Origin of the sequence: Actinoplanes sp. NPDC026670, from assembly GCF_040638175.1 — a bacterium.
Classification (GTDB): domain Bacteria; phylum Actinomycetota; class Actinomycetes; order Mycobacteriales; family Micromonosporaceae; genus Actinoplanes.
Genome location: NZ_JBEZXU010000016.1, coordinates 160,448 through 183,519, shown reverse-complemented (window position 1 = coordinate 183,519; position 23,072 = coordinate 160,448). Strand labels below are relative to the sequence as shown.

The 23,072-nt window shown below is 70.7% G+C and carries 20 protein-coding genes and 1 pseudogene; 9 read left to right on the top strand and 12 right to left on the bottom strand.

The window, feature by feature from the left end:
• Window positions 1-37 precede the first annotated feature (37 nt).
• The 4 genes from AB0E94_RS18075 to AB0E94_RS18060 form a co-directional block, all read right to left on the bottom strand.
• The gene (locus AB0E94_RS18075) at window positions 38-1,732 is read right to left on the bottom strand and encodes a calcium-binding protein (RefSeq protein WP_360327378.1); all 1,695 of its coding nucleotides are present in this window, start codon (window positions 1,730-1,732) and stop codon (window positions 38-40) included.
• A complete protein-coding gene (locus AB0E94_RS18070) occupies window positions 1,732-2,850 on the bottom strand; it encodes a tetratricopeptide repeat protein (RefSeq protein ID WP_360327377.1) in 1,119 nt (372 codons plus the stop codon). The genes AB0E94_RS18075 and AB0E94_RS18070 overlap by 1 nt, the downstream gene beginning before the upstream one ends.
• A 24-nt stretch (window positions 2,851-2,874) precedes the next feature.
• Complete coding sequence (locus AB0E94_RS18065; RefSeq protein WP_360327376.1) at window positions 2,875-3,009, bottom strand: hypothetical protein; 135 nt, start codon at window positions 3,007-3,009, stop codon at window positions 2,875-2,877.
• Between the two features lie 743 nt (window positions 3,010-3,752).
• Window positions 3,753-4,970: an exonuclease domain-containing protein gene (locus tag AB0E94_RS18060; RefSeq protein ID WP_360327375.1), complete on the bottom strand. Its 1,218-nt coding sequence runs from the start codon at window positions 4,968-4,970 to the stop codon at window positions 3,753-3,755.
• Between the two features lie 239 nt (window positions 4,971-5,209).
• On the opposite strand from AB0E94_RS18060, the gene AB0E94_RS18055 reads away from it, so the two are divergent.
• Genes AB0E94_RS18055 through AB0E94_RS18040 form a run of 4 tightly spaced genes read left to right on the top strand, consistent with a single transcriptional unit; the run spans window position 5,210 to window position 7,701 of the window.
• On the top strand, window positions 5,210-5,785 hold the full coding sequence (locus tag AB0E94_RS18055) for a YbaB/EbfC family nucleoid-associated protein (protein WP_360327373.1): 576 nt from the start codon (window positions 5,210-5,212) through the stop codon (window positions 5,783-5,785).
• A complete protein-coding gene (locus AB0E94_RS18050) occupies window positions 5,775-6,107 on the top strand; it encodes a hypothetical protein (protein ID WP_360327371.1) in 333 nt (110 codons plus the stop codon). The genes AB0E94_RS18055 and AB0E94_RS18050 overlap by 11 nt, the downstream gene beginning before the upstream one ends.
• Entirely contained in the window at window positions 6,104-7,336 is a 1,233-nt protein-coding gene (locus tag AB0E94_RS18045) for a hypothetical protein (RefSeq protein ID WP_360327370.1), read from the top strand. Before AB0E94_RS18050 ends, AB0E94_RS18045 begins: the two co-directional genes overlap by 4 nt.
• Entirely contained in the window at window positions 7,333-7,701 is a 369-nt protein-coding gene (locus AB0E94_RS18040) for a hypothetical protein (RefSeq protein WP_360327368.1), read from the top strand. Before AB0E94_RS18045 ends, AB0E94_RS18040 begins: the two co-directional genes overlap by 4 nt.
• 2 nt (window positions 7,702-7,703) lie before the next feature.
• On the opposite strand, the gene AB0E94_RS18035 is transcribed toward AB0E94_RS18040, so the two are convergent.
• Window positions 7,704-7,961, bottom strand: coding sequence for a type II toxin-antitoxin system Phd/YefM family antitoxin (locus AB0E94_RS18035; RefSeq protein WP_360327366.1), 258 nt, complete (start codon window positions 7,959-7,961; stop codon window positions 7,704-7,706).
• Window positions 7,962-8,127: 166 nt separating this feature from the next.
• Between AB0E94_RS18035 and AB0E94_RS18030 the strand changes: the two genes are divergently transcribed.
• Complete coding sequence (locus AB0E94_RS18030; RefSeq protein ID WP_360327364.1) at window positions 8,128-8,676, top strand: Uma2 family endonuclease; 549 nt, start codon at window positions 8,128-8,130, stop codon at window positions 8,674-8,676.
• Window positions 8,677-8,699: 23 nt separating this feature from the next.
• Window positions 8,700-9,530, top strand: a pseudogene (locus tag AB0E94_RS18025) (AfsR/SARP family transcriptional regulator); the annotation flags it as partial.
• Between the two features lie 499 nt (window positions 9,531-10,029).
• On the opposite strand, the gene AB0E94_RS18020 reads toward AB0E94_RS18025, so the two are convergent.
• From AB0E94_RS18020 to AB0E94_RS18000, 5 genes are all read right to left on the bottom strand, one after another.
• Window positions 10,030-10,512 (bottom strand): S26 family signal peptidase, encoded by a 483-nt coding sequence (locus AB0E94_RS18020; RefSeq protein WP_360327409.1) that lies wholly within the window; start codon window positions 10,510-10,512, stop codon window positions 10,030-10,032.
• 8 nt (window positions 10,513-10,520) lie between these two features.
• Window positions 10,521-12,347 (bottom strand): ABC transporter ATP-binding protein, encoded by a 1,827-nt coding sequence (locus tag AB0E94_RS18015; protein WP_360327362.1) that lies wholly within the window; start codon window positions 12,345-12,347, stop codon window positions 10,521-10,523.
• On the bottom strand, window positions 12,344-12,886 hold the full coding sequence (locus AB0E94_RS18010; RefSeq protein ID WP_360327360.1) for a TlpA disulfide reductase family protein: 543 nt from the start codon (window positions 12,884-12,886) through the stop codon (window positions 12,344-12,346). Before AB0E94_RS18010 ends, AB0E94_RS18015 begins: the two co-directional genes overlap by 4 nt.
• Complete coding sequence (locus AB0E94_RS18005) at window positions 12,807-13,433, bottom strand: MauE/DoxX family redox-associated membrane protein (RefSeq protein WP_360327358.1); 627 nt, start codon at window positions 13,431-13,433, stop codon at window positions 12,807-12,809. Before AB0E94_RS18005 ends, AB0E94_RS18010 begins: the two co-directional genes overlap by 80 nt.
• Before the next feature lie 64 nt (window positions 13,434-13,497).
• Window positions 13,498-13,710, bottom strand: coding sequence for a hypothetical protein (locus AB0E94_RS18000; protein ID WP_360327357.1), 213 nt, complete (start codon window positions 13,708-13,710; stop codon window positions 13,498-13,500).
• A 141-nt stretch (window positions 13,711-13,851) separates the two neighbouring features.
• On the opposite strand from AB0E94_RS18000, the gene AB0E94_RS17995 reads away from it, so the two are divergent.
• The gene (locus AB0E94_RS17995; RefSeq protein WP_360327355.1) at window positions 13,852-16,668 is read left to right on the top strand and encodes a BTAD domain-containing putative transcriptional regulator; all 2,817 of its coding nucleotides are present in this window, start codon (window positions 13,852-13,854) and stop codon (window positions 16,666-16,668) included.
• 134 nt (window positions 16,669-16,802) lie between these two features.
• Here AB0E94_RS17995 and AB0E94_RS17990 read toward each other — a convergent pair whose 3' ends face one another.
• On the bottom strand, window positions 16,803-17,426 hold the full coding sequence (locus tag AB0E94_RS17990; RefSeq protein ID WP_360327354.1) for a carbonic anhydrase: 624 nt from the start codon (window positions 17,424-17,426) through the stop codon (window positions 16,803-16,805).
• A gap of 204 nt (window positions 17,427-17,630) precedes the next feature.
• On the opposite strand from AB0E94_RS17990, the gene AB0E94_RS17985 reads away from it, so the two are divergent.
• A complete protein-coding gene (locus AB0E94_RS17985; RefSeq protein ID WP_360327352.1) occupies window positions 17,631-19,739 on the top strand; it encodes a PAS domain-containing methyl-accepting chemotaxis protein in 2,109 nt (702 codons plus the stop codon).
• Window positions 19,736-21,241, top strand: coding sequence for a chemotaxis protein CheW (locus AB0E94_RS17980; protein WP_360327351.1), 1,506 nt, complete (start codon window positions 19,736-19,738; stop codon window positions 21,239-21,241). Before AB0E94_RS17985 ends, AB0E94_RS17980 begins: the two co-directional genes overlap by 4 nt.
• Before the next feature lie 55 nt (window positions 21,242-21,296).
• Here AB0E94_RS17980 and AB0E94_RS17975 read toward each other — a convergent pair whose 3' ends face one another.
• Window positions 21,297-23,066, bottom strand: a complete 1,770-nt coding sequence (locus AB0E94_RS17975) for a CocE/NonD family hydrolase (protein ID WP_360327349.1) — start codon at window positions 23,064-23,066, stop codon at window positions 21,297-21,299.
• Window positions 23,067-23,072: the final 6 nt, after the last annotated feature.

The window sequence follows — 23,072 nt, the reverse complement described above, 5'->3', positions numbered from 1 at the left end:
TCTCGAGGGCGGCCCCACGGCGCTCCGATGCGGCTGGTCAGCGTTCGCAACCGACAAGCGTTTCGCCGGCTACGCAGGTGTCGGATGTGGCGTGGGTGCCGCCGTCGAGCAGGTCGGTGCCGGAGCCCCCGTTCAGTTCGTCGTCGCCGGGTTCGCCGTAGAGCGAGTCGTTGCCGTCCTCGCCGTAGGCGGTGTCGTCGCCGGAGCCGCCGCGCAGCGTATCGCCGTCGGTGCCGCCGTACAGGAGATCGATGCCCTGGCCGCCGTCGACATTGTCCTGTCCGGCATCGCCGTTGACGGTGTCGTTGCCGGACTCGCCGAAGAGCCAGTCGTCGCCGACCTCGCCGACGATCAGGTCGTTGCCGGTCCCGCCGTACGCCGAGTCGGCCTCGGTGCCGCCGCTGATCCAGTCGACGCCGTTCTGGCCGTACAGCGTGTCGTTCCCGGCGTTGCCGAACAGGATGTCGTCGCCATCGCCGCCGGTCAGGTTGTCCGGGTCGGTGCCACCGGTCATCCGGTCGGCACCGGCGCCCCCCTTGAGCTGGTCCGCCCCGGCCTCGCCGCCGAGGTTGTCGTCGCCGTCGTCGCCGGCGAGCCAGTCGTTGCCGTTTCCGCCGCGAAGGGTGTCGGCGTCCGCTCCACCGGCCAGATCGTCGGCGCCGTCTCCGCCGAGCAGGCGGTCCATCCCCGCGCCCCCGGTGAGTGTGTCGTCGCCGTCGCCGCCGTCGAGCAGATCGTCGCCGGGGTCGCCGCTGATCACGTCGGCGTCCCCGTCGCCGTACAGCGTGTCGTGCCCGTAGCCGCCTGAGATGTGGTCCAGCCCCGGGCCGCCGTTGATGGTGTCGTCGTCGACGGGTCCCGACCCGCCGCGGAGGGTGTCATTGCCGGCGCCGCCGGTGATCACGTCGCGGGACTGCTCGCCGTCCACGATGTCGTCGCCTTCCCCGCCGTCGAGGATGTCGCCGGTGTCGTCGCCGTATTCGTGGAACAACGAGTTGACGTTGCCGTTGCCGCCGTTGATCTGGTCGGCACCCGGACCGCCGTAGACACTGTCGCTGTCGCCGTTGCCCCAGAGACGGTCATCGCCCGTACCGCCGTCAATGGTGTCTTTTCCGGCCATGCCTTCCAACGTGTCGTCGCCGTCCCCGCCGACGAGATAGTCGTTGCCCGACCCGCCGTTGGCCGCATCCGCTCCGCTGCCACCGGAGAGGACATCGTGTCCGTTGTCGCCTTGGAGCCGGTCGTCGCCCGCATCGCCGTACAGTTCGTTGTCTCCGTAGCCGCCGTCCAGCAGATCGGCGCCGGTGCTCCCGTACAGGCGGTCGTTTCCCGCGCCGCCGTAGGCGTGGACCGGATGAGGCGTCCGGTGGCGGGCGATGTCATCGAGGTCGCCGAGGTTCAACCGGATCAGCTGCAGCGCCGCGGACGGGCAGCCGACGACGGACAGATCGGTCGAGTCGGGATGGACGCAGCCGGCGCCCGCTCGCAGCGGCACGATGTCGTCGACGAGGATTGACGAGCCGCTGACCGTGACGGTGAGATCGCTGGCGACGCCTGCAGCCGAGTCGTAGGCCACCTGTCCTGCCGCGTCGTCGAGGGAGACGACTCCTACCGCAGCGGCGTCGGCAGGATCTGCCGGAAGCAACGCGGCGGCGAGAGCCAAGATGGTGAATGCGGCCGCTGTGGAACTGTCGCGACGCGGGCAGGGCCGGGACCGGCGGGCGATGACCATCACGGCTCTCCAGCCGGGCGGGTGGTCGCCGGGTTCTCCGGGGCCACATCGGTGAGCCGGCGCAGGTTGTGGTGAATGGCCATGGTGGTCGGATGGCCGGCCGGGTAAGTGTGCTCGGCGATGGCCGATGCACGCAGATAACAGCCGCGAGCTTCGTCGCGGCGGCCCTGGTCGTGCAGCAGGGTCCCCAGGTTGTTGCAGATCATCCCTATCTCCGGATGGTCGGCACCGAGAAGGTGCTCCTTGATGGCGAGGGCGTGTCGATAGCCCTGTTCGGCGGCGTCGAGATGCCCCTCTGCGTGGTCGACGGCGGCGAGGTTGTGCAGGTGCACGGCGATCTCGTACCGCGGTGGCGGACGGACCCCCGCGCAGATGGCCAGGGCGCGACGGAGGTGCTCGCGGGCCTCGTCGTGGCGGTCCTGGGCGGCGATCGCGGCACCCAGGATCGACAGATCGGCGGCGAGCTCGACCTTGGCCGCACGCTGGCGCCCGCGCACCCGCACGGCACGGCGGGCATGTGTCTCCGCCTGCGGAAACTGCCGTTGCGCGTACGCCAGACCGGCCAGGTTGTGGTGAAGCGTGGCCTGATCGGCCGGCGCGACGGTGCGCCCCCGGTACAGGGCCTCGACCTGCGCGTAGCAGCGCGCCGCCGGCCCGTACGCACCAAGCTCCTTGGCGGTGATGCCGAGTACGGTCAGCACCGCCGCCAGTTGCCGGGGATCGGGTGTTGTCTCCGCCTCGACCAGCGCGCGGGCCCGCCGCAGCGTGGCGGTGGCCTGCGGATACCGGCCGCCGCGCCGGTGCCCGTCGCCGAGGGCCGTCAACGCGCACATCAGCAACGTGTTCCGTCGAGGGGTCGGCGGAGCCGCGTCGAGCAGACGCACCGCATGTGTGAGGTGGGCATGGCTGGCGGTGGCCTCGTCGCGGTCGCGGTCGATCACGGCCGCAGTCAGGGCGGCTTCGGCCTGAGCCGGCACCGGCACCGTCCCGGCGGCGACGAGCCGCAACGCGTGACCGGCCTGCCGGGCCGCCGCGTCCAGGTCGGCGTGCCGGTGCCAGTAGCGGGCCAGCTCGAGCCGGCGAGCGACACGCCACTGGCGCCAACGGCTGCCTGTCATCGGGCGGATCGCGGACGAGACGCGTTACCGCAACCGGACCGGCTCACTGTGGTTCCAGGTGATCATGGCCTGGGCGGCGCTGCTGGACACGGCCAGCAGACCGCAGAGCCCCACCACCACGACAACCAGCCGACGAACACTGCGCAACACGGCCCTCACGCCCTTCCGGTACGCCGGCGCGTCTCCCCGGCGCCGAGCTGTCAGGACGGTAGCCAGCGAACACCGGCGGCCGAAGTAGCAAGTTCTCGCCATATCGCGGGTCCAGGCGTGCGGCTTATATTGGCCGGTTGGTGTCCGGAGCCACGCAGGTACGATCCGCGGGCCTCGGCAAGGGGTTTTGACGTCCCCGACGGTTCGGTAACGTCAGCCCTTACCGGCACGATCACCTCGACGTGAGGAGTCAATGTGCGTCTGCGAACCGTGGTCCTGACCATTACCACCTTCCTGATCGCCGCCATCGCGGCCCTCCTCGCCAGTCCGGGCGCAGCCATGGCCGGATACACCTGGTCCAACTGAGTGCCCGTGCGGGAGCGCACAGTGGGCGCTCCCGCAGCCGGCAATAACGGGCATTTCGGTCAATCTCGGAGAGTGAGAGGCCTTGCCGGTTCTGATCAGGTTCCGGTCGCGTCGCGGTAGGGAGAAGAACGACCAGAGCACGAGGGTACGGACGTCGCCGGCCTCACGGATATGGCGGGCCGCCTCCTCGACACTCCGAAGCGCACCTCGTAGCGGGTGGCGGTCTCGTGCCCGCCCAGTGCGCCGAGCAGCGTGTGAAAGCCGTACATCACCGCCTTGCCGTAACGCAGCACGAGGACGAGATCCCGACCAAGCATGCGGAAGTTCTGCCAGCCACACCCGCGGCTACCCGAGCCACCACGCTGCGCTCGGTGGTCCGCCCGGCCTCACACTCTCGCAGCCACCAGCATCTCGTCGAGCATCGTTCGGTAGGCGGTGGGGTGGACGATCGGGACGCCGTACTGATGCGCCTTCTTCGCCTTGCCGGACATCGTGTCGGGGTCGGCAGCGACCAGCAGGCGGGTCTTCTTGGTGACGTTGCCGCCGACGTCCAGGCCGTGCCGCCTGGCGGTGTCCTCCCATACCTCCCGGGTTGGAGTCATGCTGCCGGTGAAGACCACGAGATCACCGGCGCTCAACCGCCACCGCTCGCGGGCACCCGCCGCCCCGTCGGCATCGGCCAGTGAGCGGTCGACGTCACCGGCGGTGAGGCCGAGCAGTCCAGCGACGGCGTCGAGGTCACGTCGTTCCGCCGCGGTCAGGATCTGGTCCTGCAGGGCGACGACGGCCAAACTCGTCAGATATCCCCGGTGTAGCGCCTCCACGTCGGCGCGGGCCAGGCCCAACCTGTCGGCGGTCGCCACGAGTTGATCGGCCTCAATCGCCGAGATGTGCCGGTCGAGCAGCGCGCGGTCGAGCAGGTCAAGGTACGCGTCTTCCTGTGGATCCCGCAACCGGGGCAGCCTGTCGACCAAGCGGGTCAGGAAGTGCGGCTCCCGGTCTTCCGCGCGGCGACGTGTCACCGGGGCAAGGCCGTTGCCCACCACGGCCGGCCACCGTACCCGCTGCGCCTCGTGCACCAGCGAGGCCCAGGGCGCCGGGTGTCCCGCCTGCCGCAGATAGAACGCGAACAGTTCGGCGGCCGCCCGGGCGTCGTGGAGAGCGGAGTGCGCCCGATGAAGGCCGAGGCCCGCGGCCGACCGGCAGGCCTGCAGACTGCGCGCCGCAGCGGGCAGGAAATGCCCGGCCAACCGCATGGTGCACAGGCCCCGGCCCGCTTCGACCGGCACCTGGTAGCCGAGTTTTGCGAACTCCGCGGTGAGGAAACCGGCGTCGAAGATCAGGTTGTGCGCCACGACCGTGTGCCCGGCAAGGCGCTCGACGATCTGCCCGGCGAGGTCGGCGAACCGCGGTGCGCGACGGGCCTCGGCGGCGGTGATGCCGTGGATCTCCTGTGGCCCGAGGTCCCGATCGGGGTTCACCAGCGTGCACCACTCGTCGACGGTACGGCCCGTCTCGTCGAGGCGTACGACAGCGATCTCCAAGACCCGGTCGTGCCAACTGGTCCGGATTCCGGTCGTCTCTAGATCAACGACGGCATACATGTCTCAGCCTCCAGACCCACAACACCACCGGCCGTCCCGGCGCTGATGACGATGACAGCGTGACCGCGGACGCCGGGATGTGAACGCTAGTGGCGCGCGACTCGCCCCGTACCCTGCTGACCGGCGGGACTTCCTGGACGACACGCCGATCCACGACGGTTGCGTATCACACCGGAGTCGGTTGTGGATGCGCGTCAAGCCGCCGGCGGGCGCTGCCGAACCTCCGCAGCGCGGCGCACATGGCTCGCGTCTCGGTCTCGGCCGGCCGTGATGTCCAGAAAATCGTCGACGTCGCCGCCCATGTCATCGACCGGACGGCTCCGCCTGAGCGCCCGGCGGCAGACCTGCACTGCGTTGACAAGGAGGACCTTGCACCGGGTTGCCGCAGAGTCATCGACATCCATAGGTTGTGTGCCATAGAGAACCTCGATGCCGCCGAGGAGTGGCTGGACTCCTGGGTGGCTGGAGTCGATGCCCAGGCTTCTCGCACCGTCGAACTGTCTCGCCGAGTGGCAGCACTGACCGGCAACGCGCGCAGCCGCGACGGATCCATCACCGTCACGGTTGGATCCTCCGGGGCATTGGAATCGCTCGGGCTTGACGATCAAGCCCTGCAGACGACCGGTGCTGACCTGAGCCGGCACATCACGACCCTGATCCGGCAGGCCCAGGCCCACCTCGCGGCGCAGGTCACCGAGCAGGTCCGCCAGACCGTCGGCCTGGACACCGAAACCGGGCAGGCGGTCCTCCACTCCTTCACGACCCGGTTTCCCGCACCGCCCGACGACGAGCGCCCCGATCGCCGTGCCTGGTGAAGAGCTGCTGCGCTTTCCGGCTGAAGACGTGCTCGGGCATGCCGCCAGCACTGACGCGGTCGCCGGCGCCGTCGAGCAGGCCCGGTCCGCAGTCCGCGAGATCACCATGGACCGGGACGCCTACGGGCAGTTGTGCCAGTTCCTGCCCGGCCTGCTGAACCCGATCTTCGCCGAGGCCGTCGGCGCCCTCGCCGACACCGGCGAGTCGCTGCGGGAGACCGCACACCACCTACGCGCGGCGGCTGCCGACATCACCGCGACCGACACCGCTGCCGGCGACACCATCCGTAACGCCGCCCGGCCCACGAGACCACCGCCGTGAGCAGCAACCCGCTGGTGGCCGGGAGCCACGACTCGACCACCTGGTACACCGGCCTGGGCCTGGTCGAGGACACCGCCGACATCACCAACGGCATCCGCAACCACAGCTGGGTCGATCCGGCCCTCGGCGGCGTCGGTGCCACCCTCGACACGCTGTCGCTGGCCATCGACCCGCTGGGCACGCTGGCTTCCTGGGGCGTCGCCTGGCTGATGGAACATGTCAAGCCGCTCAAAGAAGCGTTGGACTGGCTCGCCGGCAACGCCGACGAAGTCGCCGCCCATGCCGCAACCTGGGCCAACGTCGCCACGTTCACCGCACAAGCCCGCCAGCAATACACCGACCAGCTCCGCACCGAGGTCGCCGGCTGGTTCGGCGCCTCCGGCGACGCCTACCGCCGGCACGCCGACGCCCACCTGCAAGTCCTGGAAACGCTGTCCACCGCGGCACAAGGCATCTCGTACGCCGTGGAAGGCGCCGGCCTACTCGTCGCCCTGGTCCGCGGCATCGTCCGCGATTTGATCGCCGCCTTCATCGGCACCCTCGCCGTCCGCCTACCCCAATGGCTCGCCGCAGAAGGACTCACCCTCGGCATCGCCACCCCTGTCGTCGCCGGGCAGGTCGCCACCCTCGTCTCCACCTGGGCCAACAAGATCCAGCACTTCGTCCGAGCACTGCTCACCAGCCTCCGCCAACTGCACCCGATGCTCGGCAACCTCAGCGACATCTTCACCCGGCTACGAACCCGAACCCACGACCTGGCCCGCACCGACCCGACCGCTCCAGACCCGAACGAGCGACAGCGATACCTCCACCACTCTGAGGCTGATCCGTTGGCGCGCTGGGGACCGGCACGAGAAACGCACCCGGGCGAGTGGGACGAGGCCGTACGCGAGGCAGAGGCCGCCGGAGTCGAGATCACCTTCCGATCCGGTGGGCTCGCCTATGGACCGAGTCCTTCCCCCGGTCGACCTGGTGTTCTGATTCTCGACCCGGACGCGTCCTACGGCGCGCTACTGCACGAGATGCAACACATGCGCGACGACCAGGCCGCCGGGTGGGCCGGCATGCGAGGCTGGTTCGAGGACCCCCATGTGCGATACGCGAACGAGGTTCATGCCTGCGAGCAGGAGATCCGGTACGCCGAGTCGATCGGTGACCATGACTCGGCCGCAAAGCTCAGAGACCTTGTCCGCGAGGAGTACCGCAATATCTTCGGAGAGGAACCATGACCCTGCCTGTACCGCCGAAACTTCCCGTGCCACCGGTCCGAGAGATGAGCAATACGGCACTGGCCGACCTCATCCGAGCTGGTGGCCCGTACCGGGGGAAGGCCGTTTTCGAACTGGGTGACAGGGCCGCGAACGACGAGAGCGCGGCGAGTCTGCTGGGGGATCTGACCCGCCTCCCCGTCCTCCGCGCGGATCGGATCCACCGGCTGTCTCTGGCCTGGGCGGCAATCATTTCTCTGCTGGCCGCGAAGACGTCGTACGCAAGGCAGACGGCGTACCAATCGTTCGCTGCCCTACCTGAGTCCGAGCAACGAGACCTGCTCGCCTACTTGCGTTGTGACCGGATCGAAGACGCCCAGCCGTGAGGTCAGTTCCGGGTCGGCGATATCCCCGACACGACACCTTCGCCCGCGTCCATCTCCGCCGTCCGGCGTCGTAGCTCGCGGCCGTTGGCAGCACGGGACAGGTACTCGGTCTCCCGCCAGGCGTCGTACTCACTCTTCCGCATGATCACCAGCGGCTCGCGCCCGCTTCGGGTGACTACAAGGTCCTCGGCGTCGTGTTCGATGGCGTCGAACAGGTTGGCGAGATTGGCGCGCAGGTCGGACGCGGTTATGACCTTCATGAACCCTCCCCGAGTTTGTACGTTGTAACGTACAAATCGCCTCCGACTCGGCGGGCGCGGCCTTGCACACGGTGCACATGTCGATCCCGTCCGGCGGTCGGCGCGCAGGTATCGTAGAACGAAACCAAGGGCTGTGGTCGGCTTCGGGAATCGCAGAGGGGGCACGGTGAGCGCTCAGGCTTTCGGCGCGAAGATGCCGACGCATGTGACCCTGGACGACGTCGCCAGCATGGCAGCCGCCGACGAGAACCACCGATACGAGCTGAGTCCCGAGGGAGTGCTCTCGATCATGCCCCCCGCGGACCCGGAACACGCGTTACTGGTGATGCGCATGATCTTCTGGCTCGCCAGCCACGGCTATGAAGCCGAACAGCTCGCCGCCGACTGCGGCATCGACGTCGGCGGCGGCCGCGTTCCCGATCTGACGGTGTGGGCCAGAGGCATGCCTCCGCGTCGCGCCCGCTCAAGCTACGCGGGCACGTCCGGGCTGCTCCTCGCCGTCGAAGTCGTCTCCGGCGGGTCCGAGGTCACTGACCGGATCATCAAGAAGGCCGAGTACGCAAAAGCCGGCATTCCGCGATACTGGGTCGTCGAGCGCGACGGTGGAGCGACCGTGCACCGGCACGTTCTGAACGACGTCGGCGAGTACGAACTCGACCCCGCCGGGCCTCAGCCCCTCACCTGGCTCCTGACCTCCAACCCTGACGTAGAGTAACTTTCCGCCGCCGGCTCCCGGATATGGCGGGCCGTCTCCTCGACGTTCTCACCGAAGCGCACCTCGTATCGGGCGGTGGTCTCGTGCTCGCCCGGTGCGGCGAGCAGGGTGACCGGCGGCGATATTCTGCAGTGGACATGGAGTTTCGAATCCTCGGTCCGCTCGAAGTGCTGCGCGGATCGGAACGGATCGCACTGGGCAGGCGCCGTGGGGAGCGCTGCCTGCTCGGCCTCCTGCTGCTCGACGCCGGCGAGGTGGTTCCGCTCGACCGGCTCGTTGATCTCCTGTGGGACGGCGACCCTCCCGCTACGGCACGGGGCACAGTCATGACCCACATCGCCCGGCTGCGGTCGCTTCTCGACCCGTACCGCGATGGCCGCTCGGGCGTACGCATCGTGCGGATCGGTGACGGCTATCTGATCGACGTCGGCGGCGCCACCGTGGATGTCTGCCGGTTCCGGGAGCTGTACGAGCGGGCGAGGACCACCGCGGAGGTGGCCGGACGGGCGGCGTTGCTCAGCGAGGCGTTGCGGTTGTGGCGCGGCCCGCTTCTCGCCGACGTCGCCTCCGAGCGGGTACGGACACGTGCCGCGACCGGCCTGCACGAGTTGCGCCTGTCGGTGCTGGAGTCCTGGGCGGACGCCGAGCTGGCCTGCGGCCGGGCGTCTGAGGTGATCGCCGCGCTGGCCGATCCGGTACGCCGGCAGCCGCAACGGGAGCGGCTGGTCGGTGCGCTGATGCTCGCGCTGCACCACGACGGGCGGCAGGCTGAGGCTCTGGCCGTCTACCGGCGGACCCACGACCTCCTCGGCGAGCGACTCGGGCTGGAACCGGAGCCGGACCTGCGCCGGCTGCATGCGTGGATCGCCCAGGACGATCCGACGGCCCGGCCACCCGCGCCCGCCGGCCCGTTCACCGGTGGGCCGGACGCTCTGCGGCGGCTCGACGCGATCCTGGCAGCACATGCCAGTGGCCTCGGGCCGACCGTGGTGGTCATCTCGGCCGCAGCCGGCGCCGGCAAGTCGGCCCTGGCCGTGCACTGGGGTCGCCGGGCGCGACAGCATTTCCCCGACGGCCAGCTCCAGGTCGACCTGCGTGGGCGTACGGCTGCGTCAGCGCTGCGGCCGATCGAGGCGCTCACCGTACTCCTGAAGGCTCTCGGTCTGCCTGCGGACCTGGTTCCCGCCGATGTGGACCAGGCCGCCGGCCTCTACCGCAGTTCGGTGGCCGGCCGGCGGCTGTTGCTGGTCCTCGACGACGCCCGGGATCCGGAACAGGTGCGCCCGCTGCTGCCCGGTGACCCGGGCGTCATGGTGCTGGTCACCAGCCGCAACCGGCTCGGCGGGCTGGTCGCTATCGAGGGCGCCCATCGGCTGGCCTGCGATACGGCGCCCTGGCCACCCCCAGCACCCTGTCGTACGGGAGAAAGCCGAACCGCCGGGAGTCGTTGGGATGCGTCGGGTTGTCGCTCAGCACCGTGAGCGCGCCCGCGGGCACCCGGCCGTCCGGGGTGTGGCACCGTCCTGGCAGACCCGGCGGAATCGGATCGCCGGCCACCGCGGTACACCGTTTGATCATCCAGGTGCGCCGGTCCCGCACGCCGGTCGCGGCCGTGGCCCGGTAACCGCCGTCGTCGCTGTCCGGGTGTTCCAGCACCACGATCTGCCCTGGCCGGACCCGGGCGCCGGACATCCGCCGGATCAGGAGGCGATCACCGTCGCGCAGAGCAGGGAGCATGCTCGCGCCGCGGACGGTGATCAGGACGAGCCACCGGCGCTGGACCTGGACCGCCGCACCGAGCAGGCCTGCCGTGCCGAGCACCCCGGTGAGCAGCATCCATCCGGTCATCGCCGCACCGTCTCCCGGTAGCCCTCGGCCTGGAGAGTGAACAGGCCGGAGTAGACACCACCGGCCGCGAGCAGGGAGTCGTGGTGGCCGGTCTCCGCGACGACGCCGTCGTCCAGGACCACGATCCGGTCGGCATCACGCACCGCGCTGAGCCGGTGTGAGATGAGCAGGCTGGTACGACCCTGCCGATGCCGGGCGAGCCGGCGGTGGATCTGTTGTTCGGCCTCGGGGTCCAGTCCGGAGCTGGGCTCGTCGAGGATCAGCAGGTCCGGTCCGCCCTTGACGAGCGCGCGAGCCAGGGCTACCCGCTGCCACTGCCCGCCGGAGAGCACCACGCCGGCGTCCGGGCCGGCCTCGCCGGCGAAGCTCCGGGTGAGCTGGGTGGAGTACCCGTGCGGCAGCCGGCTGAGGACGTGGTGGATCCCGGCGCGGTCCGCGGCCTCCTGGACACGGCTTGTCTCCTGTTCTCCGGCCACGTCGGCCAGGGCGATGTTCTCCTCGGCGGAGAGGTCGTAGTTCATGTAGTCCTGGAACACGACGCTGAGCCGGGCGCGCAGTTCCTCGATGGTGAACTCCCGGATGTCGACGCCGTCCCACAGAACCGCCCCGCGGGTGGGGTCGTAGAACCGGCAGAGCAGTTTGACCAGCGTGCTCTTACCCGATCCGTTGCGGCCCACGAGCGCCACCGATCCGCCGAACGGGATCGTCAGGTTCACTCCGCGCAGCGCCCACGGGTGCTCCGGGCCGTACCGGAACCAGACGTCCCGCAGTTCGATCCCGCACCTCAGCGGTGGCACCCCGCGGGCCGGAACGGCTCGCGGGAGATCGGGGGGATGGCTCCGGACAGCGGCGTGATGCGCGAAGAGCAACAGCGACTGCTGCACCCGGGCGGCGTCCGAGATCCCCCGGCCCAACGCGGTCTGCACGCCGGCCACCGCGGCGATGAACATCGTGACGTCGCCGGCGCTGAGCCGTCCGCCGGCCGCCGCGCGGACCGCCCACAGCAGCCCCGCGCCCGCCACCACCGCGGCGGTCAGAGCCAGTCCACCGTGTACGACCAGGGTGCGCCGGTCCAATCGGTCCTCGACCGAGTGCGCGGCGAGTCGCTCGGCGCGCATCCGGCCCCGCAGGAAATCGCCGGCGCTGAAGAGCCTGATCTCCTTCGCCGCCTGCACGTCGGTCAGCAGGGTCGCGTAGAACATCTCCCGCCGGTGCCGGGGGCTGATCTCCCAGTACGCGGCGGCCTGCCGGCGGGCCAGCCACAGCTGCGCGATCAGGCCCGGCACCGCCGAGACCATCAACAGCACGGTCATCGGCAGGCTCAGCGCGGCGAGCGAGACCACGAAGCCGGCCACGAGCGCCACCGCGCCGAGCAGTCCGAGAACACTGTCGAAGACCAGGGCGGGTGCGTTCTCCGCCTGCTGAGCCATCCGCAGCCGGTCCAGGAAACGCGGGTCCTCGAAGTTCCGCAGTCCCTGCTGGCGCTCCACCGCGGCGTAGAGCCGATCCTGGGCGAGCAGGCCGGACCGGCGGCTGATTCGGGCCTGGAGATAGCGGTTGAGCTGGGGCAGGACGGCGGTGCCGGCCGCGGTCACGGCCAGCCCGAGCGCGAGACCGAGCACCGCCGAGGCCGCGACCGGCGGGCGGGTGACCCGGTCCAGGATCGCCTTGGTGAGCCAGGCCGCGGCCACCGGCGCCGCCACGCCTGCCGCCGTCACCAGGACGTAGGCCGTCACACCCCACCGGGCCGGGCGCCAGACCAGCCCCAACGCGGCCGGGAGGTGGCTCAGCGCCGCCTTCTCGGCGTTCGCGGCGACGGTCATGCGAGCGCCGCGATCTGGATCTGCTGCGGGCGATACGCCGACGACCGTACGACGCCGGTCTCGCCGATGACGTAGTAGGCGGGGTAGCCGGACACCTCGAACGCCCGCGCCATCGGGCCGTCCTCCGGATCGAGCAGCACCTGCGAGACCGGACCCAGCTGTGCCACCATCGGCGCGGCCTCCGCGGCGGCGCCCGCCACCACGGCGAGCACCCGGTGCCGCCCGCCTGGGGTGTCGCCGGCCAGTTGCAGGAACGCGGGAAGGTTCTCCTCGCACGGCGGGCAGCCGGGCTTCATGAAGGCGACCACGGTGTCGCCGGTCAGCACGTCACGGCTCACCGGTTCGCCGTCGACAGTGGTGGCCGTGAAGCCGCCGACGCGCTCGCCGGCGGGAATCAGGCCCGGCGGGGCGACGGTGCCACCGCCGGCGGCGAGCATCGCCGTGTGCGTGCGCAGGCGCCTAATCACGCCGAGCGTGAGCAGCAGGTTCAGGGCGGTGACCAGGCTGAGGAGCAACACGGCGGCGAGTAGGTACGTCATCGGTAGTCCTTGTCGTCGTAGAGTGCCGGGGCGACGGCACGGCGGTGAACAGTTCGATGAGGTCGTCGAGGCAGATGATCAGCGCGGCGACGGTGAGGCCGGCGACGGCCGCTACGAGCACCCCGGCCGGGTCCGTTCCCTTGCCTGCCGGTCCGGCCAGGCCGATCACGGCCGCGCCCGCCAGCAGGCCGTTACGCAGCAGGTGCCGGCGGCTGAGCGGGGACTCCCGGTGGCCGAAGCAGCGGCACGGCGCGGGCTTGCCCCGCACCAGAACGACGGCGACCCCAGCCGTCAGCACGCCGAGCAGGCCCAGCGCGACGGTGAAGCCGGCAGTGGCGGTGCCGTCGGCGATGAGCAGCACGGGCACAGCCGCCTCGGTGAGGCCCAGAGCGACCGCGACGGACGCCACCATCCGGGCGGGCATCAGGCTCAGCTGGTGCAGCGACCCGGTGAAGTCGCGTATCGCCGGGCGGGACCTCAGCTTGCCGAAGGCCGCCGCCAGGAACACGGCGCCGAGCAGGACCCGGCAGGCCGTCGAGAGATACATCGTGACCATCACTTCCCGTCGGAGGTGCCGGCCCGGCCGCACAGGACGCCGGGCCGGCGACTGCTCAGCACAAGCCGGCGTTGCGCCAGACCTGCCGGTAGACGTAGCAGCCCTCGAAGGTCTCCGTGTAGCAGTTGTAGAGCTGCTCGGCGCCGTAGGTCGTACACCGGTAGATGCCTGTCCCACAGCAGCTTCCGCAGCAGGCGGCATGTGCGTCCGCCCGCGGGACGAACCGGCCGAACAGGCCGGCCGTTACCTTCGATGTGAGTCGTCTCATGCCATGCCCTTTCACAGACGGATCGTGGAACGCCCCCGTGACGTCCCCGTCGCTCGAGAGTGCGGGACGGCTGTTGACAGACCTTGGACATGATCACTCCCGGTGATCACGCGTGCACCGCTTTCATAGACTCAGGTCGCTATGGACTTCTTCGTGCTCGGGCCACTGGTCGTCCGCGACGGGGACGAGCCCGTCCGGCTCTGCCCGCGCCGGCGCGAGCGCTGCCTGCTCGGCCTGCTGCTGCTGGAGCCGGGCCGGCTGATGGCCGCGGACCGCCTGGCCGACCTGCTCTGGGACGGCGAGCCGCCGGTCCGCGCCGAGGCGATGCTGCGCAGTCATGTCTCGCGGTTGCGCGGCTCGTTGTCCGCCTTGACCGACGTACGACTGCGCCGCCAGGGCTCGGCCTATGTGCTGGAGGTGGCGCCGGACCGGGTGGACGCACACCGGTTCACCGCCCTGGTGCGAACCGCCGCGCAGGTGGCCGGCCCGGACCGCCGCAGCCGGATCCTGCGCGAGGCGCTGGGGCTGTGGCGCGGGAACCTGCTGACGGACATCGCCTCCGACCGGCTGCGGGATCGGGTGGGCGAGGGCCTGACCGAGGCACGCCTGGGCGCCGCCGAGGATCTCTTCGCGGCCGAGCTCGCCTGTGGACGGCATGACCAGGCGGTTCCGGCGCTCACCGACCTGGTCGCGGATCATCCGTACCGTGAGCGGCTGGTCTCGCTGCTCATGCTGGCGCTGTACCGTTCGGGCCGGCAGACCGACGCTCTGGAGGTCTACCGCCGCGCCCTGGCCCGGCTGGCCGGCGATCTGGGCATCGCGCCGGGTCCCGGCCTGCGCCGCCTGCACGAGGCCGTGCTCTGCCGTGATCCGGAGATCGACCCGCCGCTCGCCGCGAGCGGATCCGCTCCGCTCGCGTCCCCGGTGGTGCCGGCTCAGCTCCCCGCCGCGCCGCGGCACTTCTTCGGCCGGGAGGGCGATCTCGCCGCGCTCGCCGAGGCCGGCGCCGGTGCCGCAGTCGTCACCGTCGAGGGGACGGCGGGGGTCGGCAAAACCGCCCTCGTTCTGCGCTGGGCGGCTGCCGCCCGGAGCCAATTCACCGACGGCCAGCTCTTCGTCGACCTGCGTGGGTTCTCCGCCGAGGCGCTCCTGCCGCCCGCCGAGGTCCTGGCCAAGCTGCTCCGGGCGCTCGGCGTGCCCGTCGCCGACCGGCCCGCCGACACGGCTACGGCGGCGGCGAGATTCCGGGCGGCCGTCGGCTGGCGGCGAATGTTGATCCTGCTCGACAACGCCGCCGGCGTCGAACAGATCCGGCCGCTGCTGCCCGCCGGGCCCCGATGCGTCGTGGTGATCACCAGCCGCAACCGGCTGGCCGATCTGCCCGCGGCCGGGAAGACCGTCCGGATCACGCTGGGTCCCCTGCCCGTGACCGACGCGATGGGCCTGCTGCGAGCGTTCCTCGGCACCGAGCGCATGGACCAGGACCCGGGCGCGGCGAACGCGCTCTCCCGCGCCTGCGGTCACCTCCCGCTGGCGCTGCGGATCGCGGCGGCCAATCTCGCCGACGACCCGGGCCGGCCCATCGCCTCCTACCTGCAGGAGGCGGCCGCAACCGGCCTTTCCGCCTGGAGCGTCGACGGCGATCCCCACGCCGCGGTGCGACGAGCCTTCGATCTCTCGTACGCGAAACTGGCGCCCCCGGCCGCCCGCCTCTTCCGATTGTCGGGCCTCGGTCCCGGCCCGGCCCTGTCGATGACGGCCGCGGCCGCGCTGGCCGGCCGGAGCGTCGACGAGACCCAGGCGCTGATGCGGGTGCTGGCCTACGCGCACCTCGTGGAGGAGGGCCAACCCGGCCGGTATGGGATGCACGACCTCATCGCGTTGCACGCGCGGGAACGGCTGTCCACCGACGAGCCGGCCGCGCACCGGGAAGCGGCCCGCGCCAGGCTGTACGGCTGGTATCTCGGCGTGCTCCACGCGGCCCACGCGCTTCTCGCACCGCACCGGCGGACGCTGCCGGTCACCCCACCCGATCCGCCCGTCCCGCCGGAGTTCCCCGTCACCTGGGAGTCGGCACTGACGTTCCTGGACGCGGAACGCCCCGGCCTCGTCGCGCTGGTCCGCTCCGCCGCCGCGGCCGCCCTGGACGAACCCGCCTGGCAGCTGGCCTACCTGCTGGGGCCGTACTTCCAGCTTCGCGGTGACGGCCCGGACAGCCTCGAGATCTATCGGATCGGGCTCGGCGCGGCGCAGCGGGTCGGTAGCCCGCCGGCGCAGGCAGCGCTGCACAACAGCGCCGGAATCGCGTACGCGACGGCACACCGGCTGACGAAGGCGGCCGAACACCTGTCTCGTGCGGTCGCGCTGTTCCGCGAAGGCGGGCAGGCCGACGCCGAAGCCGGCGCTCTGACCAACCTGGGCCGTCTCCTGGCCGAGCAGAACCGCCTGCCGGAAGCCCGCGCGGCGTTCGAGCGGGCCGTGCGGCTGCGGACGAGCAGCGGAGACACGGCACGGCTCGGCTTCATCCTGAACAATCTCGGCGGCACGCTGACCGCAATGGGTGAGACCGGCCAGGCCGACCGGTGTCTGAGGCTCGCGCTGGCGCTGCATCGCCGGACCGGCGACCTGGCCGGGGAGGGCAACACGCTGGACACCATCGGCGCACTGCAGCTGAAGACCGGTGCGGTGGAGGAGGCCCTCGTCAGCCTGCACACCGCTCTCGACGTCCTGCGCGCGGCGGGCTACCGGGAGGCCGAGGGCGTGACGCTCGCCAACCTGGGACGGGCCTACCTGCGCCGGGGAGACAGCACGGCGGCCATCGGATATCTGCGCCGGGCCGCCGATCACTACGACGAGGCAAGCGACTGGCACCGGGCCGAGCAGATCCGCCACGAACTGTCCGCCCTGACCGGCGGATGCCCGCGCGACGATGCCGGCGAGCCCGAAGATCTCGGCTGACCGGGCCGGATCCGGTGGTCAGCGTTCGCCGGGCCGGCCTGAACGCCGCCGATCGCACCGCGGCTCTGGTGCCGGTTTGCCGACCGGTCCGCCGCACGGCCTGTCCCGCCGGACAGGCCGCGGGCTCCGTCACGTCACACCGGCAGCAGCCGTCGCAGCGGGACCGCCTCGGTGACCAGGCCGGTGCTGAGCGAGTACCGGGCGGCGGTCACCGTCAGCCGGCCGGCCCGGACGGCGCCGTCGATCAGGGACGAGCGCTCGGACAGCAGCTCCGCGGTGTGGCACGCGTGCTGCTCGACCGTCGCCTCGAACGTCTCGGCCCCGTCGAGCCGGGCCCGGACGACGTCCGGGGCGATGCGCTCGGCGACCTCACGGATGCAGCCGGACGGCACCATGCCTTCGTCGACCATGGCGATCGCCGCGGCCACCGCGCCGCACCCGTCATGCCCGAGGATCACGATCGAGGGCACGTCGAGCTGCTGCACGGCGTACTCGATCGAGCCGAGAACGGCGCCGTCGACGACGTGCCCGGCGGTGCGGACCACGAAGAGGTCACCCAGGCCCTGGTCGAAGAGGATCTCGACCGGCACCCGCGAGTCGGCGCAGCCGAGCACGATCGCCGTCGGCGTCTGGGCGCCGACCAGCTCCGACCGGCGTTGCGAGCCACGGCGCGCATCGGCGGTGCTCCGCCCCTCCACGTACCGGGCGTTGCCGGTCCGCAGAACCGCCCACGGCGATCGGGTGTCGTCTGTCGGCATCGAGACTCCTGACTAGAAGGACGAGGGGCGCCGTTCCACGGCGACCTGGCCAGCCAGGAGAGTCGGCACGAGGCCGGGCAACCTAAGCACAAACTCCATATGCCGGACTCCAGATGCTCAATCTGCTTCCCGGCGAAATCTCTCAACGCTGCCCGGCGCCGGTCGAATGACGGGACGCGTATCCCATGAGAGAAGCGGAGCATCATGCCGAGTGCCAGGGCCAATTCCACCGACACCGACTCCCAGGAGGCCCTTCTGCGGCAGGCAGAGGACGACCGGGGCAAGGTGGCCGCCCTCAACCGGTCGCAAGCGGTGATCGAGTTCGACCTCTCGGGCACGATCCTGGCGGCCAACGACAATCTTCTCGCGACCATGGGCTACACCCGGGAAGAGGTGATCGGGCAGCACCATCGCATGTTCATGCCGGAGCGGGAGGCGCACAGCGCCGAGTACCGCGAGTTCTGGCAGCGGCTGGGTGCGGGCGAGTTCCAGGCCGGGGTGTACTCGCGGGTGGCCAAGGCCGGCCGGCCGGTGTGGTTGCGGGCGACGTACAACCCGATCCTCGGCACCGACGGCAAGCCGGTGAAGGTGGTCAAGTTCGCCGCCGACATCACCGCTGACCGCCAGCGCACCGCCGAGTTCGAGGGCAAGATCGCGGCGGTGAGCCGGTCCCGGGCGCTGATCGAGTTCGACCTCGACGGCACGATCCTGGACGCGAACCAGAACTTCCTCGACACGATGGGCTACACCCTCGACGAGATCGTCGGCCAGCACCACCGGATGTTCATGCCGCCGGGCACCGCCGGCCAGGCCGAGTACGTCGAGTTCTGGAAGAAGCTGACGCGCGGCGAGTTCGCCTCCGGTGAGTTCAAGCGGATGGCCAAAGGCGGCCGGGAGGTCTGGCTGCTGGCCTCGTACAACCCGGTTCTCGGCGCGGACGGCAAGCCGTTCAAGGTGTTCAAGTTCGCCGCGGACATCACCGAGGAGCAGCACCGCACCGCCGAGTTCGAGGGCAAACTGTCCGCGATCAGCCGGTCCCAGGCGGTCATCGAGTTCAACCTCGACGGCACGATCCTGGACGCGAACCAGAACTTCCTCGACACGATGGGCTATACCCTCGACGAGATCACCGGTCATCACCACCGGATGTTCGTCGACCCGGCCGAGGCGTCCGGAGCGGGCTACCTGCTGCTCTGGGAGCGGCTGGCTCGTGGCGAGTTCCAGGGCGGGGAGTACAAGCGCATCACCAAGGACGGCGCGGACGTGTGGCTGCAGGCCACCTACAACCCGATCCTGGACGCCGACGGACGGCCGGCCAAGGTGATCAAGTTCGCCATCGACGTCACGGCCGCGAAGCAGCGCACCGCCGAGTTCGAGGGCAAGGACACCGCGATCAGCCTCGCCCAGGCGGTCATCGAGTTCGACCTCGACGGCAACATCCTCACCGCCAACGACAACTTCCAGCGGACCGTGGGCTACACCGCGCGGGAGCTGATCGGGCAGCACCACTCGACGCTGTGCCCGCCGGAGTACATCGTCTCGCCCGAGTACCGCGACTTCTGGCACCGGCTGGCGGCCGGCGAGATCCACAGCGGCCGGTTCCACCGGGTCGGCAAGTACGGCCGGGAGGTCTGGATCCGGGCCAGCTACATCCCGATCCGGGACCTGCACGACAAGGTCTACAAGGTCGTCAAGTACGCCTACGACATCACCGACCAGGTGGTGCTGGAGCACCAGCTGGCCAACAAGACCCGGGACATGAAGTCCTCGGTGACGGCGCTGACCGCGGCCATCGACGAGATCACCGCGGCCGCCACGCAGGCGACCACGCTGGCCGACACCACCCACCACAACGCGCAGGAAGGCTACGAGGAACTACGCAAGTCGATCGACGCGATCGACCTGATCCAGAAGTCGTCGGAGCAGATCGCGGCGATCGTCACCGTGATCGGTGAGATCGCCGGACAGACCAACCTCCTCGCCTTCAACGCCTCGATCGAGGCCGCCCGCGCCGGCGAGCACGGCATCGGCTTCTCCGTCGTCGCCGGTGAGGTCCGTAAGCTGGCCGAACGTTCCTCGGCCGCGGCCCGGGAGATCACTCAGCTGATCCACGAGTCGGCGAGCCGGGTGAGTCAGGGCGCGACGGTCAGCCAGCGCGCGCAGAGCTCCTTCGGGCACATCCTGTCCAATGTCGCCGAGACGAGCGACACCATCCGCCGGATCGCGGCCTCGACCGAGGAGCAGCAGACGGTTTCGCACCAGGTCGCCGAGCTCATCAACGAACTGGTCAACAGCAACAGCGACCACTCGTGACCACGACCGCGGCCGCCACCCTCTACGGGATCTTCCGCACCGGGGAACTACGCATGGCGCTGCCGCTGGAGAAGCTGCGGGAGGTGATCGTCCGGCCGCCCGAGTTCAGCGCGCTGCCGACCGCGGGCGCCGGGCTGCTCGGGGCGGTCAACCTGCGGCACACCGTGATCCCGGTGATCGATCCGTGCCTGCTCGCCGGGCGGGCCTCGGCGATGGAGACGGGCGAGGTCATCATCATCGTCTCCAGCGAGGGCCGCCTGTTCGGGCTGCTCGCCGACGCCATCGAGGGCTCCACCCACGTCGCGGCCGAGTCCCTGCTCGCGGTGCACATGGGCGGCGGCGGGCCGGCCCTGTTCTCGCACACCTTCGAGCGCGCCGACGACCAGGCCGTCATCGCGGTGCTGGACGCCGCCACCATCGTCGACATGCCCGGCATACCGGCGATCGCCGATCCGGCCCAGCGGCCGGGGACGGCCGACGTCGCCGCGGCACAGCGGCACGGGCCTCGCCGGACCCTGCTGATGTTCGAGTGCGGCGACACCGGCCTGTCCATCGACGTCACCCATGTGCACTCGGTGGTGCCGGACCTGCGGCTGCACTCCTCGCCGCTGGACGGCCCGGTCTGCCGGGGCGTGGCGCACCTGGCCGGCCACGCCGTCCCGGCCATCGATCCGGTCGCCCTGCTCGGCCTGCCCGAGCAGCCGGCGTCCGGCACTCGGCGCGGCGTCGTGGTCTCCCTTCCGCAGGGGCTGATCGCGCTCACCGCGACGGCCGTCACCGAGATCACCACCGTGCCGGCGGAGGACATCCTGGCGATGCCGATGGTGCCGAGCCCCGACCGCACGCTGCTGGCCGGTCTGCTCAGCACGGAGGGGCGTCAGTATCTGGTGCTGGACGGGCAGGCGCTGCGCGAGAGCAGCGAACTGGCCGCCTTCGGCGCCCTGAACATCCGGCTCGAACCAGGCGTCGCCGAGACCGGCCCGCCGCCGGACGACACCGACCGGGACGCGAACCGGGTCGTCACGAGCGTCCGCAAATTCCTCACCTACAGCGTGGGGGTCGATGCCGCCACTCCGCTGGAACAGATCGACGAGATTCTGCCCTTCCCGGGCGTGCGTCTCAGCCTGGGCGGGACGTCGCTGCTCGGCATGTTCACCCACCGCCGCAAGACGATTCCGCTGATCAATCTTCCGGTCCTGCTGGGGCACGGGCACAGCCCGGAGCCGGAGGCCGACCGGGTGCTGCTGGTGACCCCGGCCGGCGGGTCGACGGTCGGGCTGGTGGTGCCCGAGTTGCGGGCCATCGAGCAGTCGGTCTGGGAGGAGCCGGAGACCGCCGTCGGCGCGGGCCGGGAACGGCTGGTCAGCATCGGCACTCCCGAGGACCACCGGCTCCTGCCGTACGTCGACCTGTTCGCCGTCGCCGCCGAACACTTCGCACGGGACACGGCAGGCGCCGGGGCCGGCGGGCCGGAGACACGGGTGGCCGCCGCCTTGCGGTGACGCAGCCGGCTGCCCGGCCGATCAGACGGCCGGGCAGCCGAACGATGGCGGCTCGTCAGGGCCGGTGGCGCAGGGCGAGCGGGAAGGTTCCCGCGCCGACGCCGGTGAGCGTACGGGTGTACTGCCGCAGGTAGGTGTCGAGGAACGGCGAACGGTCGCCCTGGGCCGGCACATCGAGCCGCGGGTTCTGCAGCGCGAGGTTCAGCCGCGCGCGGGTGATCTCGATCGTGTTGCCGCTCGGGGTGTCGCGCCAGCTCCCGCTGCCGATCGTGCCGATCTGCACGCCCAGCTGGTGACCTGCCTCGAAGGTCCAGTCGGTGGATTTCAGGTCGAACGCGACGCGGCCCGCCCGTTCGATCAGGGCCACGTTCTCGTCGAACATCACCGCGGTCCCGTCCGGGGCGACGTCCCAGAGCCGCACCATGACATTGCCCGGCGCGCTCGCGGACAACCCGATCCGCGGTGTGGCGGTGATCCGCAGCCGGGACTCGACCGGCGTGGACCAGGTGAAATAGCTCGACGTCGGCGCGAGACCCCTGGCTGCGGGCGGAGCGGGATCGGTGTAGTGCTCCATGTCCCACTCCGTGGCGGCGGGCGCGGCCAGTGCCGAGGCGAGACCGTCGTCGACGTACTGCCCGTCGGCCAGGGCCGCGCTGGTGTGCGACGACGGCGCCGGCCACGTCGGCTGGGCACGCCACGCGCCGGTGTTGTCCTCGACGGCGTAGGCCGGGTCGTGCACCGCCGGCCGGGCGCCCAGCAGGTAGCGGTCGTAGAAGCGCATGACCTCGTCGAAGAACCCGGCGCGGCCCATCAGCAGCTGCCCCTGATTGTTGGTCTCGTTGCCGCGGACGTGTTCCCACTGCCCCAGCCAGCCCCGCTCGACGCCGTGGTGGTTGTCGAGGAACTCCTGCATGTCCTCGGGCTTGGTGTTGTTCTCGATGAAGCCCTGCGTGACGAAGAGCGGGGTGTTCGTGCCCCTGGCCTGGGCCGCGAGGTCACGGGCACGCCAGTAGGACGAGTCCGGGTCCGGATTGTTGTTGTTGGTGCGGTTGTCGGCGAGGCACTCGGGGTGGCTCTGCTCGTACGCCGCGTTGGTTTTGTATCGGTCGGTGTCGTCGGGCAGCGGAGCCATCGTGGCGATGCCGTTGTAGGCGTTCGGGGTGCCGGTCACGTTGGGCCGGGGAACCCCGTTGCTGAACAGGTAGTTGTACATGTCCCACACCGGCTCCTGAGCCACCACGGCCTTCAGTTCCGGCAGGCGCAGATTGTTGCCGACGAGACCGGTGACGGCGTCGTACGACTTGCCGTACATGCCCACTCTGCCGGTCGACCACGGCCGGGTCGCCACCCACCGGATCGCGGCCTTGACATCGGCCTGCTCCCCCGGGCCCATCCAGTCGAGGCAGCCGGTGCTCCCGCCGAAGCCACGCAGGTCGACCATGACGTACGAGTAACCGCGGGCGAAGAGGCCGGTGCCGCTGGTGAAATCGGCGAACCGGCTGGACGGGCCGGTCCGGGTCCACCCCTCCGGCCCGGTCTGGCCCGCGTGGCTGAAGTACGAGCTGACGGCGAGGATCACCGGCGTGCGGGCGTTCGGCGGCAGGTGCGCCGGCCGCAGGACGTCGGCGTGCAGCTCGACGCCGCTGTCGTCGGCGGACGGGAAGTAGGCCTCCGTCCACACCGCGCCCTCCGGCACGCGGGGGTTCTCCTCGTGGGTGACACCCGGTGGCGAGACAGCCGCGGCGGTCGCCGGGCCACCCACCGCGAGAGTGGCCACCGTGATCAGTGCGCCGGCTGCGGCTGCTGCCCGTCCGCGCAGATTCATCCGACC

Excerpts from the sequence above, each read along its gene's own strand:
- AB0E94_RS18010 (WP_360327360.1), bottom strand. The coding sequence starts at position 12,886 with ATGACGTACCTACTCGCCGCCGTGTTGCTCCTCAGCCTGGTCACCGCC.
- AB0E94_RS18005 (WP_360327358.1), bottom strand. The coding sequence starts at position 13,433 with ATGTATCTCTCGACGGCCTGCCGGGTCCTGCTCGGCGCCGTGTTCCTG.
- AB0E94_RS17995 (WP_360327355.1), top strand. The coding sequence starts at position 13,852 with ATGGACTTCTTCGTGCTCGGGCCACTGGTCGTCCGCGACGGGGACGAG.
- AB0E94_RS18075 (WP_360327378.1), bottom strand. The coding sequence starts at position 1,732 with ATGGTCATCGCCCGCCGGTCCCGGCCCTGCCCGCGTCGCGACAGTTCC.
- AB0E94_RS18060 (WP_360327375.1), bottom strand. The coding sequence starts at position 4,970 with ATGTATGCCGTCGTTGATCTAGAGACGACCGGAATCCGGACCAGTTGG.
- AB0E94_RS18035 (WP_360327366.1), bottom strand. The coding sequence starts at position 7,961 with ATGAAGGTCATAACCGCGTCCGACCTGCGCGCCAATCTCGCCAACCTG.
- AB0E94_RS18055 (WP_360327373.1), top strand. The coding sequence starts at position 5,210 with ATGGCTCGCGTCTCGGTCTCGGCCGGCCGTGATGTCCAGAAAATCGTC.
- AB0E94_RS18000 (WP_360327357.1), bottom strand. The coding sequence starts at position 13,710 with ATGAGACGACTCACATCGAAGGTAACGGCCGGCCTGTTCGGCCGGTTC.
- AB0E94_RS18020 (WP_360327409.1), bottom strand. The coding sequence starts at position 10,512 with ATGCTGCTCACCGGGGTGCTCGGCACGGCAGGCCTGCTCGGTGCGGCG.
- AB0E94_RS17985 (WP_360327352.1), top strand. The coding sequence starts at position 17,631 with ATGCCGAGTGCCAGGGCCAATTCCACCGACACCGACTCCCAGGAGGCC.
- AB0E94_RS18070 (WP_360327377.1), bottom strand. The coding sequence starts at position 2,850 with ATGACAGGCAGCCGTTGGCGCCAGTGGCGTGTCGCTCGCCGGCTCGAG.
- AB0E94_RS18015 (WP_360327362.1), bottom strand. The coding sequence starts at position 12,347 with ATGACCGTCGCCGCGAACGCCGAGAAGGCGGCGCTGAGCCACCTCCCG.
- AB0E94_RS18040 (WP_360327368.1), top strand. The coding sequence starts at position 7,333 with ATGACCCTGCCTGTACCGCCGAAACTTCCCGTGCCACCGGTCCGAGAG.
- AB0E94_RS17975 (WP_360327349.1), bottom strand. The coding sequence starts at position 23,066 with ATGAATCTGCGCGGACGGGCAGCAGCCGCAGCCGGCGCACTGATCACG.
- AB0E94_RS17990 (WP_360327354.1), bottom strand. The coding sequence starts at position 17,426 with ATGCCGACAGACGACACCCGATCGCCGTGGGCGGTTCTGCGGACCGGC.